The following is an 18,357-nucleotide window of genomic DNA, read 5'->3' on the forward strand; positions in this document are numbered from 1 at the left end:
TTGCTGTTCGGCATCTCATTCCCCCTTTGCTTCCATCCAAACGGTAAGCTGCGGTACTCTGTTCTTCAGCTGCTAAAAGGCCCCAAGTCATGTCTTCACTGTATCCACTCCTGATCCTTCCAGAATTTCATGAAAGAGTCTGGGGCACACGCGATCTTCGCCCCTACTTCAATCGCCCCGTCGAAGGCGAGCCCATCGGAGAAGTTTGGCTCACAGGAGAAGATTGCAAGATTGCCAACGGGCCACTCGCCGGACAATCTCTTCGCGATCTGTCATCGCAGTTCTCATCTGAACTCACCGGCCAGGCCGCACCCGAGCCCGCTCGCTTCCCGCTCCTCATTAAGTTTCTATTTCCCCGTCAGAAGCTCAGCGTGCAGGTTCACCCCGATGACGCCCGCGCCCAGCAGATCGGCCATCCTTGCGGCAAGACCGAATGTTGGTACGTTGCTCGCTCCGTCGAACGCGCAACGGTAGGTCTAGGTCTGCGCCCCGGCATCAATCGCGACATGTTCCGCCGCGCCATCGAGGAACGCCAGGCAGAACACATGCTCAACTGGCTCGACGTCCATGCCGGAGACATGGTGTACGTCGATGCCGGAACCGTGCACGCCATTGGTCCGAATGCCATCTTCATCGAGACTCAGCAGAACTGCGACCTCACTTATCGCCTCTACGATTACGGACGCCCGCGCGAACTTCATCTCGAACAAGGCCTCGCCGCTATCGAAGAGAAGACTCACGCCGGACTCGTTCCCCCGCAGCCCATTTCCAATTTCGATGGCCGCGACGGACACGACCTCCTCGTTGCCTCTCCCTGCTTCATCGTAGAAAAACACAAGATCGATAGCCCGCTCACGATTCACTCCGAACCCTGCAAGACCTCCGTTCAGGTGCTCGTCTGCGTTGAAGGCGGAGCCGTCGTTGAGACCGCCGATGCGCAGCCCGTGCCGTTCATGCGTGGTGAGACCGTTGTCATCCCAGCATCTGCTCGCGAATACACCGTGCGCCCGCAGTGGTCGGCTGAAATTCTCCGCATGCGCCTGCCGTCGGAAAAGCTGGCACAGCCCCTCACAAATCTGCATACTGGAAGTGCAATCACGCATTCTTAGTTTGAAGGGATTGAATCTTGGCGAGGACTCGCAAGCCTGAGTTTTATCCAATCATTCTGGCCGGAGGACGCGGCACGCGTTTCTGGCCTCTCAGCCGCAAAGCTTTTGCAAAGCAGCTTTTGCCGCTCAACTCCGACCATTCCATGATTCAGGAAACCGTGGCGCGACTGCTTCCCATGGCACCTGCCGATAATTTCTGGATCATCACCAACGGCGATCTTCGCGACAACATCGCTCGCCAGCTCCGCGCGCTGCCCAAGAAGCAGATTATCGCCGAGCCAGTGGGCCGCAACACCGCACCCGCCATCGGACTCGCCGCCTTCATCCTTCATCGCCGCAATCCCGACGCTGTCCTTGGCCTCTTTCCCTCCGATCAGGTCATTCAGAAGGAAAAGCAGTTCCGCAAAGATCTCCAGACAGGCATTGCTCTTGCCGCCGCATCGGAAAACATCATCGTCATGGGCGTTAAGCCCACGCGCCCCGAGACGGGCTACGGCTACATCGAGGCTGGCGACGCCTACAAAGGCGCGGTCACGCACGTCACCCGCTTCCGCGAAAAGCCCAACACGGACACAGCCGAGCAGTTTATTGCCGCCGGAAATTTTTACTGGAACAGCGGAATGTTCCTGTGGTCGGCACGTACGCTGGTGAACGCGCTTCGCAAATACCTGCCCGCCACTGCCGACAAACTTGAAAAGATTGCCGCCACTTGGGGCACACGCAAGTTCGACGAAACCCTGCGCAAGCTCTATTCCAAGTGCGATGACAAGAGCGTTGACTACGGCATCATCGAGCCGCGTTCCAGCGAACACCCGTCCAACATCTTTTGCATCCCCGCCGATTGGGGCTGGAACGATCTTGGCTCCTGGGCCGCTCACTTCGAACACCGCATCGCGCAAGGGAAACACAAGGACAACGTCATCTCCGCCGCCACGCATTTCACGCTCGACGCGCATGGCAATTACCTGCACGCGCCCGGTAAGTTTGTCGCCGCCGTTGGAGTTGAGGGATTGGTCGTCGTAGATTCCGGCGATGCGCTATTGATCACCACCATTAAGCGCTCTCAGGATGTAGGCAAGATCGTAAAATATCTCGATGAGCAGAAGCGGTCGAAGCTCATATAGTTTCGCGCGATTGAAAAGTTCGAAGGTGGCCCAGAGTTGGCGCATTTCCAACTCTGGGGCTGCATCCTCAAGCAGAGATTAACCGGGTATTGGACTTGTGGAGGGCAGGGTGCTGGCCCTCTCAACGTGTTTTTGAGCTGTCATCCTGAGCGCAACGAAGGATCCCAGAGCAGTCCCAATATCTACCGCTGCCCAAAAGGCTTTTCGGCCACGGTGCTTTCACTGCACGCGTGTCAGCAACAACGCACTAAAGGACTCATTCATGACTCAGCAAATCAAGTTCGGCACCGATGGTTGGCGCGGCGTAATTGCCGACGACTTCACGTTCGAAAATGTCCGTCGTGCCGCCTACGCCATCGCCAACTACGTCCACAAGTACGAAGACCCCGCTAAGGGCATTCTCGTTGCCTACGACACGCGCTTCGGTTCGCGCCGCTTCGCCGAAATCAGTGCTGAAGCCATCGCGTCCAGCGGCATTCAGGTAAAGCTCGCGCGCGAAATCACGCCTACGCCTGCCCTCAGCTACATGGTCAAAAAGCTCGGCACCGCAGGCGGCGTCATGATCACCTCCAGCCACAATCCTTGGAACTGGAATGGCGTTAAGTTCAAGGCGAGCTATGGCGGCTCCGCATCTCCTGACATCATCAAGAAGATCGAGTCCTTCCTCGACGCTCCGCACGTTGAGGGCAAGGGCGGATCAGTCACCGAAGCCGATTTTAAGACCGACTACATCGCCGCCGTGAAAGCCTTTGTCGATCTCAAGCTGATCGCGCAAGCGAAGCAGAAGTTTGCCGTCGATGTCATGTACGGAGCCGGGCGCACCATCATCTCCGACATCTTTACCGAACTCGGCGTGCCCCACGTAGCCATCCACAACGAGATCAATCCTCTGTTCCCGGGCATGAATCCCGAGCCCATCCTGCCGCACCTGTGCGGTCTTCAGGAAGCAGTTGTCGCCAACCATTGCGACGCGGGACTTGCTACCGACGGTGATGCCGACCGCATCGGAGCCGTCTCCGAAGACGGTGCCTTGGTCGATGCGCACAAGTGCTACGCAGTGCTGCTCGAATGGCTTCTCAAGCGCAAGCAGTGGCCCGGGGCAATCACTCGCGCTTTCAATACCACCAAGATGCTCGACCGCATCGCCCGCGCCTACAATCGCGAGCTCATCGAGCACGGGATCGGTTTCAAATACGTTGCCGATATCGTTCTTCGCGGCAAGCAGGTGCTCATCGGCGGTGAAGAATCCGGCGGCATCGGAATCCCGAGCTTCCTTCCCGAGCGCGATGGCACTCTCAACGCGCTGCTTCTCGCCAACGTCATGGCCGAAGAAGGCAAATCCATGGGCCAGCTCGTCGAAGACCTCCAGCAGAAATACGGACGCCACTACTATGGACGCCGCGATCTGCACCTCACCGAAGAAATCAAGCAGTCTGCCCTTCGTCGCGCTGCCGCCCGCCCCGCGAATCTCGGCAAGTTCAAGGTCAACCACATGGAAGACCTCGATGGCTTCAAATTCTTCTTCGATATCCCCGCCGCCGCGCTCAACGCGTCCTCCGTCAAACAGGCCCCGGGCGTCCCGCCCGCCGAAGCCTGGGTTCTCGTTCGCGGCTCCGGCACCGAACCTCTTCTGCGCGTTTACAGCGAAGCTCCGACCCCCGAGCTTGTCGACGAAATCCTCGCCGCCACCCTCGAGTTCGTCCACGAGCGCGCCACCAACGCCTGACCGTTCAACCTGGCGAAGACCTAAGCACCGCGGGTGCCCCATATACGCTCGCCTCTTTTGGCGAGCGCATGTGGGATCTAACGAAGAAGCGCGCAGCGCTTACCAACGGTTCTTTCGTTGCTGTTGCTGTTGCTCTTGACCTTCTTGAGGAGAGCAACGTCTATCGCTCCTTCACCACCAACCTCCCCACGACCAGCTCATCAATCTCCAACGTCTTAACTTTCGCCTTTCCCACTCCCAGACTTCCAATCGCCACCGCACCAACTGCCACCGCGCCTAAAGCAAACGCACCGAGCGCTATTGCACCAACAGCCGCCGCTCCCAGAGCCGCACGCTTCACAGCCTTCTCTCGTTCCCGCTTGTACTTCCCGAACATGCCGCCTCCTCTTTGAAGGTTAGTGTTCTGCCCGCCAACCTTGAAACGTTGAAACTTTGAAACCTGCTCTCCGGCTTTTCCACCTCGCGAACTTTGTGAAACCTAGCCCCCTTCGCGAAACTTCGCTCCCATTTGGTATCCTCGAAGGGTGAATAAGATGGTTTTCTCCAACCTGGTGCACCGGCCCTTGCGCACCCTGATCAGCGTTTTCGCCATTGCGATTGAAGTCACGCTGATTCTGCTCATCGTGGGCCTCTGCATGAGCATGCTCAACGACAATGCTGATCGCCAAAAGGGAATCGGCTTTGATGTCATGGTTCAGCCGCCCGGCTCCAGCTTCCTCAGTGGCATGACTGGGGCTCCCGTGTCGATCAAAGTCGCCGACAAGCTGCGTACTCTCCCACATGTCGCTGCTGTGGCCCCCATCGTGACTCACATCGTCACCTCGAAGCGTCTGGAGATTATTGCGGGCATCGATCTCGATCCCAACTCGCCGAACAACTTCGACAAAATGGGACGTCCCTTCCAGTTCCTATCCGGCGGCCCGTTCCAGGGTCCCAACGACATGATTGTCGATGACCTCTTCGCCGCGCAGAATCACACCAAGGTCGGCGATCACTACGAGATGCTCAACACCGATTTCCGCATCTCCGGAATTGTCGAGCACGGCAAAGGCGCGCGCCGCTACGTACCGATGAAGACCCTGCAGGACCTGCTCGGCTCCGAAGGCAAGGCCAGCATGTTCTACGTCAAGGCCGACACTCCCGACAACGCTGATGCAATCGTCTCTGAGATCAAGCAGGTCCCAGGCATGGATCAGTACGTTGCCCGATCGCTAGCCGAGTACACTTCGCTGATGACGGTCTCCAACATGCCGGGCCTTGGATCATTCTTCAATGTCGTGATCGGCATTTCCGTAATCATCGGCTTTATTGTGATCTTCCAGTCGATGTACACGGCCGTCATGGAGCGCACGCGCGAGATCGGCATTCTGAAATCGCTAGGTGCCACGCGCCTCTACATCGTCAACGCTGTGCTCCGCGAATCGTTCGTACTCTCGATCTTTGGCGTGCTTCTCGGACTCGTTCTCACCGGCGTCGGTTCCGCGCTGATCAATTACAAGTTCCCGCTGAACAAAGTTGTGTGGGATAACCACTGGGTTTTGCGTGCGTCCATCATTGCCATCATCGGCGCTCTACTCGGAGCTCTCTATCCGGCCCTCAAAGCGGCTCAGAAAGATCCCATCGAGGCTCTCGCATACGAGTAGCCTCGAGAGAGATCGCAACCGAAAAGCCTCCGGTTTATTCCGGAGGCTTTCATGTCTGATAACAATGATTCGTAAGGGGCAAATCCCCTCACCTCTCGCCACATCATTCTGTGAATTTCCTGATTCGGACCTTGCCCCAGCGCCCTCCAGAAAACCATGCACCAATCAGTAACTCTGTGCTTGGTTTGGGATTAACTCTCTAGTGAATAACCAGAGCTCCGCGAAAACTGCAGGAGCAGCCCTGCTTCGGGTCTAAACTCTCCCACTGCGCTTCCGCGTTTGGGAGAACCCCGATGGCTGCCGACCCTGTTGTTCCGCGCTCCACCTTGCATATTGAAACTTCGGTTTCGGGCGACACCGCGACTCTGCGCTGCCATGGGCGCGTGGTTAGTGACACGGTGCCCGTCTTGCAGGAGCGAGTCCGCGATGCGATCCTCATGCCAGACTCCAGACAGATCGTGCTGGACTTGACGGATGCCAGCTACATGGACAGCTCCGGGCTCGGCGCTCTGGTCGGTCTCTATGTCTCGGCGAAGCGAGCAGGGAAGCAGTTCAAACTCATCAACTTGAGTGCTCGCGTGCAGGAACTCCTGCGCCTCTCAAAGCTCCTCAGCGTGTTCGAAGGTTATGGCGAACACCTGTAAACACGCATATTTGCGGTCTCTGCGGGCTAGCCTATTCTGTTGTGCTATACTGCGAAAGATCGGGAATGGAGCTGAAGGCGTGTAAACGCCGTCGGTTGCCTGCGTCTGTCGGCGTTGACACTGAACTCTGGCATGCGCTACCGTATAGTCTTTCGGTCGTCCTGCGGTTGCCCGCCTGACGGTATTCCGTCGCCGCAGATTCTATCGGTCCTCCGGACCTGGATCTGCAAGCGGTTCTGCTGACGGTTTTGCCCGCGCACGAATGTGCAAGAAGTTCCCAGACTAAAGTCTTGGGTCTTCGAACTCCTCGTCGAGAAATCGGCCGAGGGGTGTACTGGTGTCTGTCGCATTCAGGCTGAGTGAGGCCGGGACGGTCTTCTCGATAGTCGGTTTTTACATCTGGGAGAGTTTGGAAATGTCAACCTATTTCCCCAAGGGGGAGATTGCGCGCAAGTGGTACGTCGTGGATGCCGATGGGCAAACCCTCGGACGCCTGGCTTCGCGCGTCGCGCGCATCCTTAGCGGCAAGGATAACCCCCGCTATACGCCGTTTCTCGATACCGGCGACCATGTCGTAGTCATCAACGCCAGCAAGGTGAAACTCACAGGCCTGAAGGCTAATGTCAAGGTCTATCGCCGCTACACTGGATTCCCCGGTGGATTGCGGGAAGAAGAATTCACCAAGCGCTTGGTTCGTAAGCCTGAGTTGATTGTGCAGGAAGCCATTGAAGGCATGCTGCCCAAATCGAAACTGGGCCGTGCCATGGCCACTAAACTAAAGGTTTATCGCGACGATAAGCATCCGCATCAGGCTCAGAAGCCTGAGGCGATTGCCGCGGTCGTGTAACCGCGTCGCTTATAAGAAGCAAGGATCAACAACGAATGGCTGAACTGGTTCAATACTATGGAACGGGCCGCCGCAAGTCGAGCGTAGCCCGCGTCTTCCTTCGCCCTGGCACTGGCGTGATCAAGGTCAATGACAAGGGTTTTGAGGAATACTTCGTAACCGACGTGCAGCGCATCATTGCTCGTCAGGCATTGATTCTTACCGAAACTGCCGGCAATTTTGATGTGATTGCCAACTGCTCCGGCGGTGGCGTCACGGCTCAGGCTGGTGCGGTTCGCATGGGAATCGCCCGCGCTCTGCAGGAGTTCAATCCTGAACTGCGCGCAAAGATGAAGGCCGAAGGCTACATGACACGCGATGCGCGTCAGAAAGAGCGCAAGAAGTACGGCCAGAAGGGCGCCCGCAAGCGCTTCCAGTTCAGCAAGCGTTAATCGAGTGGTGGTCCCACATTCGTCGGCAACGGCGAATGTGGTTGCCTCGTTTGCTGTCAGGGACGTGAAACGCGGTACTCAATGTTTTTATCCTGCGCTGCAGGTTTCGGCAGCGTAAGGAACTTTGTTGTGTACGGAACCACAAAAATCTTCCCGCTCCCGCTAATTCCGGGGCGGGCAACGGGAATTGAATTACCCGGCGCATTGCGCAGAGCGGGTAATGCAAATCCATCGAAGGAGGTACAGTGGCCAATATCACCATGAAAGAGCTGCTCGAAGCTGGTGTTCACTTCGGGCATCAGACAAAGCGCTGGAATCCGAAGATGAAGGAATACATCTTTGGCGAGCGCAACGGAATTTACATCATTGACCTGCAGAAGACGCTGAAGATGTTCAAGGAAGCGTCCCGCTTTGTGCAGGAAAACGCCGCCGAAGGCCGCACGATCATGTTCGTGGGCACCAAGCGTCAGGCTCAGGAAGCAATCGCTGAAGAAGCGACTCGCTGCGGAATGTTCTACATCAACCAGCGCTGGTTGGGTGGACTGCTCACCAACTGGGTGACCGTTCAGAAGTCGGTGAAGCGCCTGAAAGAATTGGACGAAATGGCGACCGATGGCCGCTATGAGTTGTTGCCGAAGAAGGAAGTTGTGAAGCTGGAGCGCGAGCGCAAGCACCTCCAGGCCAACCTCGCCGGCATTAAGAGTTTGAGCCGCCTTCCCGATGCGATCTTCGTGATCGACTCCAATAAGGAGCAGATCGCGGTGAAGGAAGCCCGCAAGTTGGGGATTCCGGTCGTCGCCGTCGTTGACACGAACTGCGATCCGACCGAAGTTGATTACGTTATCCCCGGCAATGACGACGCACTGCGCGCCATTCGCTTGTTTGCCTCCAAGGTTGCCGATTCGGTCGTAGAAGGTTCCCAGGCTGCAACCGACAAGCAGACTTCTGAAATCGCCGCCGGCATCTCGGCCAGCTCTGAAGGTCAAGCTGCCGAAGGTGAAGCGGTTGCTTCTGATGTGGCACCGGCCGAAGACGTCAATATGGAAGACGTTCTCGGAAAAGGCGTGCGCAAGGTCGAAGCAGTTGCTGAGAACGACGTAGAGGTGGAATCGCGGTAACCCGCAGCAGGCAGGATATTCACGAGATTCTCGTGAAACGCGACCCGCGCTGCAAGCTTCGGCGCGGGTCGTTTTGCGAGAACTGGATTGCGTTTACAAAGTAACGTTTAGGAGCCTGGCCTCGCCCGGCCGTACTCATCAAGAAAGGTTTTTGCAATGGCAGAGATTACCGCAACAATGGTTAAAGAGCTCCGTGAAAAGTCCGGCGCGCCCATGATGGACTGCAAGAAAGCCCTCACTGAGGCGAACGGAGATCTGGAGCAGGCCATCATCGTGCTGCGCAAGCGCGGTATGGCGACGGCAGCAAAGAAAGCGACCCGCACCACCAGCGAAGGCGTGGTGACCAGCTACATTCACGCGGGCGGGAAAATTGGCGTTCTGCTGGAAGTGAACTGCGAGAGCGATTTCGTTGCACGCACTGCTGAGTTCCAGACTCTGGTACACGACATTGCTATGCACATCGCTGCTGTCGATCCGCGCTACATCCGCAAGGAAGATGTGACAGCCTCCGATCTCGAGCGCGAGAAGGACATCTTCATGGCGCAGGCAATGGCCAGCGGCAAGCCTGCCAACATTGCAGAGAAGATGGTCGCCGGCAAGATGGGCAAGTTCTACGAGGAAGTCTGCTTGCTCGAGCAGCCCTTCATCAAGGAACAGAGCGTCACGATTGGCCAGTTGATCGCAACCCTTATCGGCAAGCTCGGCGAGAACATCTCTGTTCGCCGCTTCGCTCGCTTCAAAGTTGGTGAGGCAACCGAAACCATTGCGATCACGAAGCCTCAGGTTGCCGAAGAGAAGGCTGAGTAGTTCAGACCTTCAGCACCTGATCACAATTTCAAATATACGGGACGGAGTCATCCGTCCCGTTTTTGTGTCCGGAGTTGCGAGTTCTGTTTCGATTGCGGCATAGTGCACCGCCAATCGTTTACACTGTTAGACAATCATGGCAGACCCCATTTATAAACGCATTCTTCTAAAACTCTCGGGAGAGGCACTGGCGGCGGGCCAGGGCTTCGGCGTAGATAACACCCGCGTACATGAAATTGCAGCCGAAGTTGCCGATGTGCACCGGCTCGGAGTGCAGATTGGACTAGTGGTTGGCGGCGGAAACTTCTTCCGCGGTGTGGCCGATCAGGCTAAAGAGATGGATCGCGTCTCTGCCGATCACATGGGCATGCTCGCCACCATGATCAATTCGCTCGCGCTGCAGGATGCGCTTGAAAAGCAGAACGTGCATACCCGGGTGATGAGCGCAATCGAAATGAACCAGGTTGCTGAACCGTTCATTCGCCGTCGCGCTATTCGTCACCTCGAAAAGGATCGTGTCGTAATTTTCGGCGCAGGCACGGGCAATCCGTACTTCTCCACCGACACCGCGGCATCGCTGCGCGCAATGGAGATCAAGGCTGAAGTGATCATGAAGGCGACCAAGGTGGAAGGTATTTACGACTCGGATCCCGTCAAGAATCACTCGGCAAAGATGTACGACGCCATCAGTTTCACCGATGTGCTGAAGCTTGGATTGCGCGTGATGGATGCTACGGCCATCAGCCTTTGCCGCGAGAACAACCTCCCGATCCAGATCTTCAATCTGAACACCAAAGGCAATATTCGCCGGGTGTGCCTTGGAGAGAAGGTCGGCTCCATCGTAACCGCTTAATCAGGCATTTTGGCAGATGCGGGCCGCCACGGCGACCCGCATCTGCGCTTCCTAAGTCGTTCCTACGCGAAGAAGTACACAGAAGAACTTACCCGGTTTATAATCGGCAGGCTTGTACGGAGTACACCTATGGCTCAGATCAGCATGGCGGCACTGCCCGCCCTCAAAGATACTTTCACACAGCTTAAGGCGCGCATGGAAAAGGCTGTCGAGGCGTTCCGTAAGGAGCTGGCTTCGCAGCGCACTGGCCGTGCGAGTGTGCACTTGCTCGATGGCATTCACGTGGATGCCTATGGTTCGCCGATGCCATTAAACCAGGTTGGAAACATCAGTGCATCGGAGCCGCAACTCATCACGATCCAGCCTTGGGATATGTCCCTGGTTGGAGCCATCGAAAAGGCGATTCGCAGTTCGGATCTCGGTCTCAACCCGCAGAATGATGGCAAGGTAATTCGCATTCCCATTCCTGCGCTCACGGAAGAGCGTCGCAAGGAAATGGTGAAGCACCTGAACAAGGTTCTCGAAGAGCATCGCACGGCCATTCGCAACATCCGTCGCGATGGCAATGAAGCCATCAAAAAGGCGATGAAAGACAAGAAGATCTCCGAGGACGAAGAGCGCGGTTCGCTCGAGCAGATGCAGAAGGTCACGGACGACGAGATTAAAAAGATGGAAGAGATGTTCAAGGTCAAGGAAAAGGAAGTCATGCAGGTCTGACCTTGCAATGCAATTGATACGCAAAAGCCCTCCAGTGAAGGAGGGCTTCTGTTTTGCAATTATCGTTGCCGCGCGGAGCGGGTAGTTGACTCTGCAAGCGTATCGATGGCTTCCAATACTTGCTCGGGCGCGGTGTGATGAATCATGTGTCCGGCGCCCTTGATCACTCGGATGTGAGAGTGAGGAATCTCTGCGTGCAGTCGCCTGGATTCCTTCCCGATGTCCACCACCCTGTCAGATTCGCCAGCGATAATCATGGTGGGCACGCTCAGATCGTGTAGCCGATTGCGGAACGCGAACGCTCCGGGCACCATCATGGTTCCTTCCTCGGCGGCCGCGCGCAGTTGAGACGGACGCAGTGCCACCCAGACCGGAAACTTGTCGTAGTATTCCGGCACTGCTTCGGGTTCAAAAAGCACGCGGAGCATCGAAGCCCACATGGCGCGGGAAATCAGTGGTGAAGCCGTGTGTCTGAGGACATCTCCAATTCCAGGCATCGAGAGAATCGTCGGACCAATTGCATCGAGGCGCATGGTCGGATAGAAGTAGCCGGAGGCGAGAATCACTCCTGCGATAGAGTTCGGATATCGCAGCGCAAGTTCCAGCGCGACGAATGCACCCCAAGAGTGTCCTAGCACGTATGCGTTTTCGACGCCCATCAACTCAAGCGCATGGTGAAACAGTTCAGCCTGTTCTGCCGGGGTCCACACTCGCTCTTCTGGCCGGTCGCTGTACCCGAACCCCGGGCGGTCAAAGATGATGAGGCGGTAACGACGGGAGGCGAGTTCGAATAGCGGGCTCAGTGTGAAGTCCTGTGCCATGAAGACGTTTCCATGGAGCAGCACAAGTGCGGGGCCGGTGCCACGCTCGATGTAGTGCAACGTGACTCCATCGACCTTGATGAATTTTCCCTCGGGAGGAAATTGCTGAACCGCCTCTGAGGTCTTGCTCCGAACAATCGCCGCGGCTCCGCCAAGTAAAGCAGCGGTCGAAAGCATTACACTCCCAGCCAGACCGAGTTTTTTCCTCGCTCTGTCCAAAGCTGCGCTACCAATCATCTCTATCAACTCCGGTAGTAATTCGAGTCAGCCAGCGATCATCGGTTTAGATGTATCTACGTTTCAGCGCTGTCCTGATGGTCAGATGCATTTGAGCAAGAGCGAGATTTCAGTAAGGGAGAGCGTGGATATGGTGTTGGTCCGCGTGGAAACCGCAACACCCACGCCGCAGATGGCATCGTAAACCTCAGCGAAATGAGGTGACACTATGGAGACTCTTCCTATTCAGGAAAACGAAGTTCTCCCTCTGGACGCCGTAGCTCCTGGAGTTGTTGGCCTACAGATTCTGTTTGTGAATGTTTATGGCATCGCTGCATCCGATGGCGGCTGGGTCATGGTGGATTGCGGGTTACCGCACTCTGCAACGTACATACGAAATTGGATTCAGCACAGCTTTTCAGGGCACTCCCCTCGCGCTATTGTGCTTACACACGGTCACTTCGATCACATTGGAGCCTGCGCCGATCTTGCCGACGAGTGGCGAATCCCGGTTTACGCTCACAAGCTAGAACATCCATTCCTTACAGGACGCGAGCAATATCCCCCGCCAGATCCGAAGGTCGGCGGTGGATTGATGTCGCGGCTTTCACCTATGTATCCACGCGGCCCGATAGACGTGTCAAAGCATCTCCGTCCGCTGCCGGAAGATAACTCTGTCCCGCTGCTCCCAGGTTGGCGATGGATTCACACCCCGGGCCACACGGTTGGTCACATCTCCCTGTTTCGCGAGGAGGATCGACTGTTGCTAGTGGGAGATGCATTCTGCACCGCAAACCAGATGTCGATGATTTCAGTGGCAAGCCAGAAGCCGGAATTGACAGGCCCTCCGGCCTATTACACCCCCGACTGGGTTGCGGCCAAAGCATCGGTCGAGGAACTGGCGGGGTTGCGTCCACTCACACTCGCTCCTGGACACGGCCATCCGATGGCGGGCGCCGATATTCCCGAAAAACTCGAGCAACTTTCGAGAGATTTCGACCGAATCGCCATGCCTGAGCAGGGAAAGTACGTGGAGCAGGCGCGGGCCGAAATGCACGTCAGCGACGAGAAGAAGGGAAAGCCCGCAGCCTAGGGCCACAGTCGGCAGCTTTTGAGCGAAGTCCGCATTCCGCCTATAATTTGTAGATGAGCCGCGTTGTTCATGCTGCCTGTCCACACGACTGTCCTGATGCCTGCTCCGTTCTCGTTACGATAGAGGATGGCCGTGCCACAAAGATCGAAGGCAATCCCGATCATCCCGTTACGCGCGGATTTCTCTGCGGCAAAGTAGCCAAATACTTGGAGCGAGTCTATTCTTCCGACCGACTGCTTTATCCCATGAAGCGCGTTGGACCCAAGGGCACATCGGGGCCGAACGCATTTGAACGGATTACGTGGGATGAAGCGCTGCAGACGATTGCAGCAAAGTTGAAGTCAGCGGCGGCGGAGTTTAGCTCGGAATCGATTCTGCCATTTTCTTATGGCGGGACGCTGGGTGTTGTACAGGGCAGCGGCATGGATCACCGCTTCTTCCATCGCATCGGAGCGTCACAGTTGGAGCGTGCGATCTGCTCGGAAGCGGGAGGCGTCGCGTTAGCTGGGTTGCTGGGTGCGAAGTACGGTCCTCCGCTCGAAGACTTCCGCCACGCGCGCTATATCATCGCCTGGGGCGCGAATATTCATGGCGCCAACATCCATCTCTGGCCATTCGTCGAGGAAGCACGGCGCAACGGCGCAAAGCTTGTAGTCATCGACCCATTCCGCACGCGCACGGCGAAAGTTGCAGATTGGCATCTCGCAATTCGTCCCGGAACCGATGTTGCTCTGGCGCTTGGCCTGATGAACTACATCATCGCAAATAATCTGCATGACGCCGAGTTCATCAACGCGCACACGACAGGCTTTGAGGAACTGAAAAAGCGCGCCGCCCAATACACGCCTGCCCGCGTATGCGAGATCACCGGCCTTCCTGTTGAGGATATCGAGAAACTGGCTCGTGAATACGCCATCACAAGTCCGGCGATCATTCGGTTGAATTATGGCGTGCAGCGTAGCGAAAACGGTGGCATGGCCGTGAGGGCGATCACGATGCTTCCCACCATCACAGGTGCGTGGAAGAAACTTGGCGGCGGGCTAACTCTTTCGACCTCGGGAACTTTCGCCATCAACAAGCAGGCTGTCCGTCGTGAAGATCTGATGATCAAGGCTCTAGGACGCCCCGCCCGCACGTTGAACATGAATGAACTCGGGAAGGTGCTGACGGATCCGACACTTGAGCCGCCGGTCAAGGCGATGATTGTGTATGCGTGTAATCCTGCGGCAGTCTGTCCGAACCACAATCTGGTTATCGAAGGGTTGAAACGCACTGATCTCTTCACCGTTGTTCATGAGCAGTTCTTTACGGACACAACCGACTACGCTGATATCGTGCTTCCGGCAACGACCTTCCTTGAGCACAAGGACCTGGTGACGTCATACGGACACATCAATTTGCAGTTATCCGATCAGGCTATTGCTCCGATGGGAGAGGCGTGCAGTAACTCCGAGCTTTTCCGCCGACTTTCGCGTGCCATGGGCCTGGAGGATGACTGCCTTTACGCGTCTGATGAAGAGATGATTGACAACGCACTTGCTGTCAAGCAGGGCGCGCCGGGCGCGCACTTCTTAGAGGGGATCACGCGCGAGAGGTTGGAGCGCGAGCATTCTATTCCGCTGAACGTGCCGCGAGTGGATGGTGCATATCTTCCGTTTGCCAATGGCTTCCCAACGCCGAATGGCAAGGTCGCTTTATGTGATCAAGCGTTGGCATCGGAAGGACTAGACCCGGTCGCTGATTTTGTCGCACCGACGGAGTCGCGCCACACGGAGCACGCACAGCGGTATCCACTGGAACTGCTGGCTCGCAAGCATGACAACTTCTTGAACACCACCTTCTGCAACCTTCCGGGGCATCAGAAAATGGAGCGGCAGTTCGAGTTGCAGATGAATGCTGTTGATGCCTCAGCCCGGGGTATTAACGACGGAGATACCCTCCGGGTTCACAACGACCGCGGCGAAGTGAAGCTACGCGCTCGGGTGGACAATAGCGTGCCTCCCGGCGTGGTCGCAAGCTATCTGGATTGGGCTCGAACCTCTCCGGGAGGCAAGAATATCAACGTGTTGACTAGCGATAGGCTCACCGATATGGGGAACTCCGCAACCTTCTATTCGGCACTTGTCGATGTAGAAAAGGTTTAGTTGCGGTCCGATTTGCCAAGACTGGATAGAGAAGTCGCAAGACTGCGCGTTCTCTGGATAGCTTTGTAAGCACCCGAACCTGTATAATTGGACCTTCCGCGCCCAAGATTTACGCATGAGGGTCTCGCTATTCTTCGCTCTAGTTATTGCGCCGCGCCTCGCCTGAACCGCACAGTACCTTGCGGGCTATTCCAGTTGGTTCGCATTTGCGTCGTGCTCATGCTACTCGGTGGCATGGCACTGGCACAGCAGGGAATCATCGAAGATATTCGGATTCACGGCAATCGCCGCATTCCGGCCGATACGATTAAGTCCCGCATGTTTACCCGCCCCGGCGATGTTTACGACCCGGCGGGAATGGAACGGGATTTTAACTCGCTGTGGAACGCGGGATATTTCGATGACCTTCGCATTGAACGTGAAGAGAGTCCTAAGGGCTGGATCATCCACGTTTATGTGAAGGAAAAGCCGACAATTCGTGAAATCAAGTACATCGGCCTCAACGCGGTATCGCAGAGCGATGTGCTTGATAAGTTCAAAGAGCGAAAAGTCGGACTGAGCCAGGAAAGCCAATTCGATCCCACGCGCGTGAAGAAGGCTGAGGTCGTTCTGAAGGAATTGCTGGCGGCCCACGGTCGCCAGTTTGCCACCATTACCACCGAAGTGCGCCAGATTCCCCCGGCTGCAGTCGGAATCACCTTCAATATCAAAGAAGGCCCGAAGGTAAAGGTTGGCAACATAAAATTCGAAGGCAACAAGAAGGTGCCGACGCGTTACCTGCGCGCCGCGATGCACAACTCTAGGCCGATCGGTATTCCGCACAGCCTCATTCTTGAAAACTTGTTTGCCCGCACATTTGACGCAACCAAGCTCAGCGAAGACGCCGAGCGAGTGCGTTTTGCTTATCAGGATCGCGGCTACTTCAAGGCGATTGTCGAAGATCCGAAAACGAAGACCCGTGATGTGAACGGCATTGCCTGGTACTTCCCGTTCAAGTCGCGTCATGGCAAGGCCGTGGATATCACGATCCCTGTCGAAGAGGGCGAGCGCTACAAGTTGAAGGAAATCACCTTCAGCGGAAACAAGTCGATCACCAACACCGCTGCGTTGCGCCGACTTTTCAAGATCAAGGACGGCGATTGGTTCAATCGCACCCAGGTCGGCAAGGGCTTGGAGGAATTGCGCAAGGCCTATGGTTCGCTGGGCTACATCAACGAAACCAACGTGCCGACTCCTGAAATCGACGAAGAGCACAAGACGATCACGCTGAAGATTGACGTCGATGAAGGTAAGCAGTTCTTCGTTCGTCGCATCGAGTTCTCTGGCAACACCACGACTCGTGACAAGGTGATTCGTCGCGAACTGGCTCTTGAAGAAGGTCAGATATACAACTCCCGCCTGTGGGAAGTCAGCTTGCTGCGATTGAACCAGCTCAACTACTTCGAAACCCTCAAGCCGGAACAGGATTCGGAAGTTCACCAAGACGTAGCCGAGAGCACGGTCGACATCAATCTCAAGGTGAAGGAGAAGGGCAAGAACTCCATCGGATTGAATGGCGGCGTCAGTGGCCTATCGGGCTCTTTCGTAGGACTCAATTACGAGACCAACAACTTCCTCGGCCTCGGTGAAACGCTGTCGGTTTCGGCATCGCTCGGAACGTACCAGCGCGATGTGATGTTCGGCTTCACCGAACCGTATCTTTTTGATAAGCCCATTCAGTTAGGGTTCACGGTCTTCACGCGCAACTTCAAGTACGATCAGGCGCGGCAGGCCAGCATCGCTACCGGCCAGAAGACGAATCTTCCTGACATCTACCTGAACTCGCTGCAGAACTACTCGCAGTCGAGCACAGGCTTCACGGTGTCGGCGAGCTATCCGCTGCATCGTTCGTTTAAGCGCGTGGGATTGACCTATTCGTTCGACAGCTCGAGCATCACCACATTCACGGATGCTTCGCGACTGTACTTTGAGTTCCTGGCATATCGGAGTGTTGGCGGCGCCAATGCTTTGCAGGGTATTCGTACCAGCAAATTGGTTCCCAGCTTTAGCAGCAGCACCATCGATAATCCGATGCGTCCGCACAGCGGCCGCAGCTACTTCGTCGGCATGGACATCGCCGGCATCGGTGGAAACGTTTCTGACATTCGTCCAATCGGTGAGTTCAAGCAATTCATCCCGATGAAGGGCCTCCATCCGAGAAAAGACGGATTACAGACCCTCGGCGTACGACTGCAGGGATCGTTCATTACCGGTTATGCAGGGAAGACTGCGCCGCCGTTTGAGCGTTACTTCCAGGGCGGCGATACCGACCTGCGTGGTTTTGATATCCGCGCCGCTGGTCCAATCGCTCTGATCTCTGACCAGGCTTCCATCACCTTGACCAACCCTGACGGCAACCCGGTTCCTAAGGATCCGAACAATCCGCGCGTTGGTTCGGCTACGGTTAACATCCCGATCTCGCGTCTGGTGTTCCCGGGCGGCGATACGAGCTGGGTAGGTAATGTCGAATACCGCATTCCTATTGTTGGACCGGTGACGTTTGCCCTGTTCTCCGATACGGGCATGAACATGGCAATTCGCCAGTCGCAGTTGCGCTTGAGCGATCAGCAGGTCAACCAGTTGAATGCAACACCATTCGGTTGTCCGAGCTACGATCCGACTTACAACACCTGCCAAGGCACTCAATTCCTGCAGTTCAGCAAGGAGTTGAAGCCATTGGCGCACACGAATTACGTGATGCGCATGTCGACCGGTGCGGAACTTCAGGTGATTCTGCCTGTGGTGAATGCTCCGTTCCGCATTTTCTATGCGTATAACCCATTGCGCGTCGATACCCAAGCGCCCCAGGCAAACCGTCTCTCAAGAGATATGTTCCCGGCGGGTGCGGCGGGCGACTTCACGTATCAGAACGCTATTGCAACCTACAATCCTTCGTACAGGCTGCGTGAGCCGAGAAAGACGTTCCGCTTCACCGTGGCTACTACATTCTAAGGATTGTCGTGAATTCACTGGGAAATAGGGCGTCGCCAGCAAAGTCGTTTGACGCTCTTTTTTCTGCAACCTA

General features: G+C 56.2%; 16 protein-coding genes. 14 read left to right on the top strand and 2 right to left on the bottom strand.

All coding sequences use genetic code 11. From position 1 onward, the window contains the following. Positions 1-89: 89 nt before the first annotated feature. The 3 genes from AC6IZD_RS00200 (at position 90) to AC6IZD_RS00210 (ending at position 3,959) form a co-directional block, all read left to right on the top strand. Positions 90-1,109 carry a type I phosphomannose isomerase catalytic subunit gene (locus tag AC6IZD_RS00200; RefSeq protein ID WP_497785639.1) on the top strand — a complete coding sequence of 340 codons (1,020 nt, stop codon included), beginning with the start codon at positions 90-92 and terminating at the stop codon, positions 1,107-1,109. A gap of 17 nt (positions 1,110-1,126) precedes the next feature. Continuing rightward, positions 1,127-2,233, top strand: coding sequence for a mannose-1-phosphate guanylyltransferase (locus tag AC6IZD_RS00205; protein ID WP_497785641.1), 1,107 nt, complete (start codon positions 1,127-1,129; stop codon positions 2,231-2,233). 262 nt (positions 2,234-2,495) lie between these two features. Then, the gene (locus AC6IZD_RS00210; protein WP_497785643.1) at positions 2,496-3,959 is read left to right on the top strand and encodes a phosphoglucomutase/phosphomannomutase family protein; all 1,464 of its coding nucleotides are present in this window, start codon (positions 2,496-2,498) and stop codon (positions 3,957-3,959) included. Between the two features lie 160 nt (positions 3,960-4,119). Here the strand turns inward: AC6IZD_RS00210 and AC6IZD_RS00215 are convergent, their stop codons facing one another. Continuing rightward, on the bottom strand, positions 4,120-4,335 hold the full coding sequence (locus tag AC6IZD_RS00215) for a hypothetical protein (protein ID WP_497785645.1): 216 nt from the start codon (positions 4,333-4,335) through the stop codon (positions 4,120-4,122). 157 nt (positions 4,336-4,492) lie between these two features. On the opposite strand from AC6IZD_RS00215, the gene AC6IZD_RS00220 reads away from it, so the two are divergent. From AC6IZD_RS00220 to frr, 8 genes are all read left to right on the top strand, one after another. Next, complete coding sequence (locus AC6IZD_RS00220) at positions 4,493-5,602, top strand: ABC transporter permease (protein ID WP_497785647.1); 1,110 nt, start codon at positions 4,493-4,495, stop codon at positions 5,600-5,602. A 293-nt stretch (positions 5,603-5,895) separates the two neighbouring features. Beyond that, positions 5,896-6,246 (top strand): STAS domain-containing protein, encoded by a 351-nt coding sequence (locus tag AC6IZD_RS00225; RefSeq protein WP_497785649.1) that lies wholly within the window; start codon positions 5,896-5,898, stop codon positions 6,244-6,246. Positions 6,247-6,661: 415 nt separating this feature from the next. Continuing rightward, complete coding sequence (rplM, locus tag AC6IZD_RS00230; RefSeq protein ID WP_497785650.1) at positions 6,662-7,093, top strand: 50S ribosomal protein L13; 432 nt, start codon at positions 6,662-6,664, stop codon at positions 7,091-7,093. A 35-nt stretch (positions 7,094-7,128) separates the two neighbouring features. Then, positions 7,129-7,524, top strand: a complete 396-nt coding sequence (gene rpsI, locus AC6IZD_RS00235) for a 30S ribosomal protein S9 (protein WP_497785652.1) — start codon at positions 7,129-7,131, stop codon at positions 7,522-7,524. 245 nt (positions 7,525-7,769) lie between these two features. After that, positions 7,770-8,642 (top strand): 30S ribosomal protein S2, encoded by an 873-nt coding sequence (rpsB, locus tag AC6IZD_RS00240; RefSeq protein ID WP_497785654.1) that lies wholly within the window; start codon positions 7,770-7,772, stop codon positions 8,640-8,642. 156 nt (positions 8,643-8,798) lie between these two features. After that, positions 8,799-9,449 carry a translation elongation factor Ts gene (gene tsf, locus AC6IZD_RS00245; protein WP_497785656.1) on the top strand — a complete coding sequence of 217 codons (651 nt, stop codon included), beginning with the start codon at positions 8,799-8,801 and terminating at the stop codon, positions 9,447-9,449. Between the two features lie 136 nt (positions 9,450-9,585). Beyond that, positions 9,586-10,302, top strand: coding sequence for a UMP kinase (gene pyrH / locus AC6IZD_RS00250; protein WP_497785658.1), 717 nt, complete (start codon positions 9,586-9,588; stop codon positions 10,300-10,302). 129 nt (positions 10,303-10,431) lie between these two features. Further along, positions 10,432-11,019, top strand: a complete 588-nt coding sequence (gene frr, locus AC6IZD_RS00255; protein WP_497785659.1) for a ribosome recycling factor — start codon at positions 10,432-10,434, stop codon at positions 11,017-11,019. Between the two features lie 59 nt (positions 11,020-11,078). Here frr and AC6IZD_RS00260 read toward each other — a convergent pair whose 3' ends face one another. Further along, complete coding sequence (locus AC6IZD_RS00260) at positions 11,079-12,017, bottom strand: alpha/beta fold hydrolase (protein WP_497785661.1); 939 nt, start codon at positions 12,015-12,017, stop codon at positions 11,079-11,081. 268 nt (positions 12,018-12,285) lie between these two features. Here AC6IZD_RS00260 and AC6IZD_RS00265 point away from each other — a divergent pair, with 268 nt between their 5' ends. From AC6IZD_RS00265 to bamA, 3 genes are all read left to right on the top strand, one after another. Next, positions 12,286-13,149: an MBL fold metallo-hydrolase gene (locus AC6IZD_RS00265; protein WP_497785662.1), complete on the top strand. Its 864-nt coding sequence runs from the start codon at positions 12,286-12,288 to the stop codon at positions 13,147-13,149. A 53-nt stretch (positions 13,150-13,202) separates the two neighbouring features. Further along, positions 13,203-15,293 carry a molybdopterin-containing oxidoreductase family protein gene (locus AC6IZD_RS00270; RefSeq protein WP_497785663.1) on the top strand — a complete coding sequence of 697 codons (2,091 nt, stop codon included), beginning with the start codon at positions 13,203-13,205 and terminating at the stop codon, positions 15,291-15,293. 219 nt (positions 15,294-15,512) lie between these two features. Next, positions 15,513-18,284, top strand: a complete 2,772-nt coding sequence (bamA, locus tag AC6IZD_RS00275; protein ID WP_497787546.1) for an outer membrane protein assembly factor BamA — start codon at positions 15,513-15,515, stop codon at positions 18,282-18,284. The last annotated feature ends 73 nt before the right edge of the window (positions 18,285-18,357 follow it).

Source organism: Koromonas humicola (assembly GCF_059726255.1).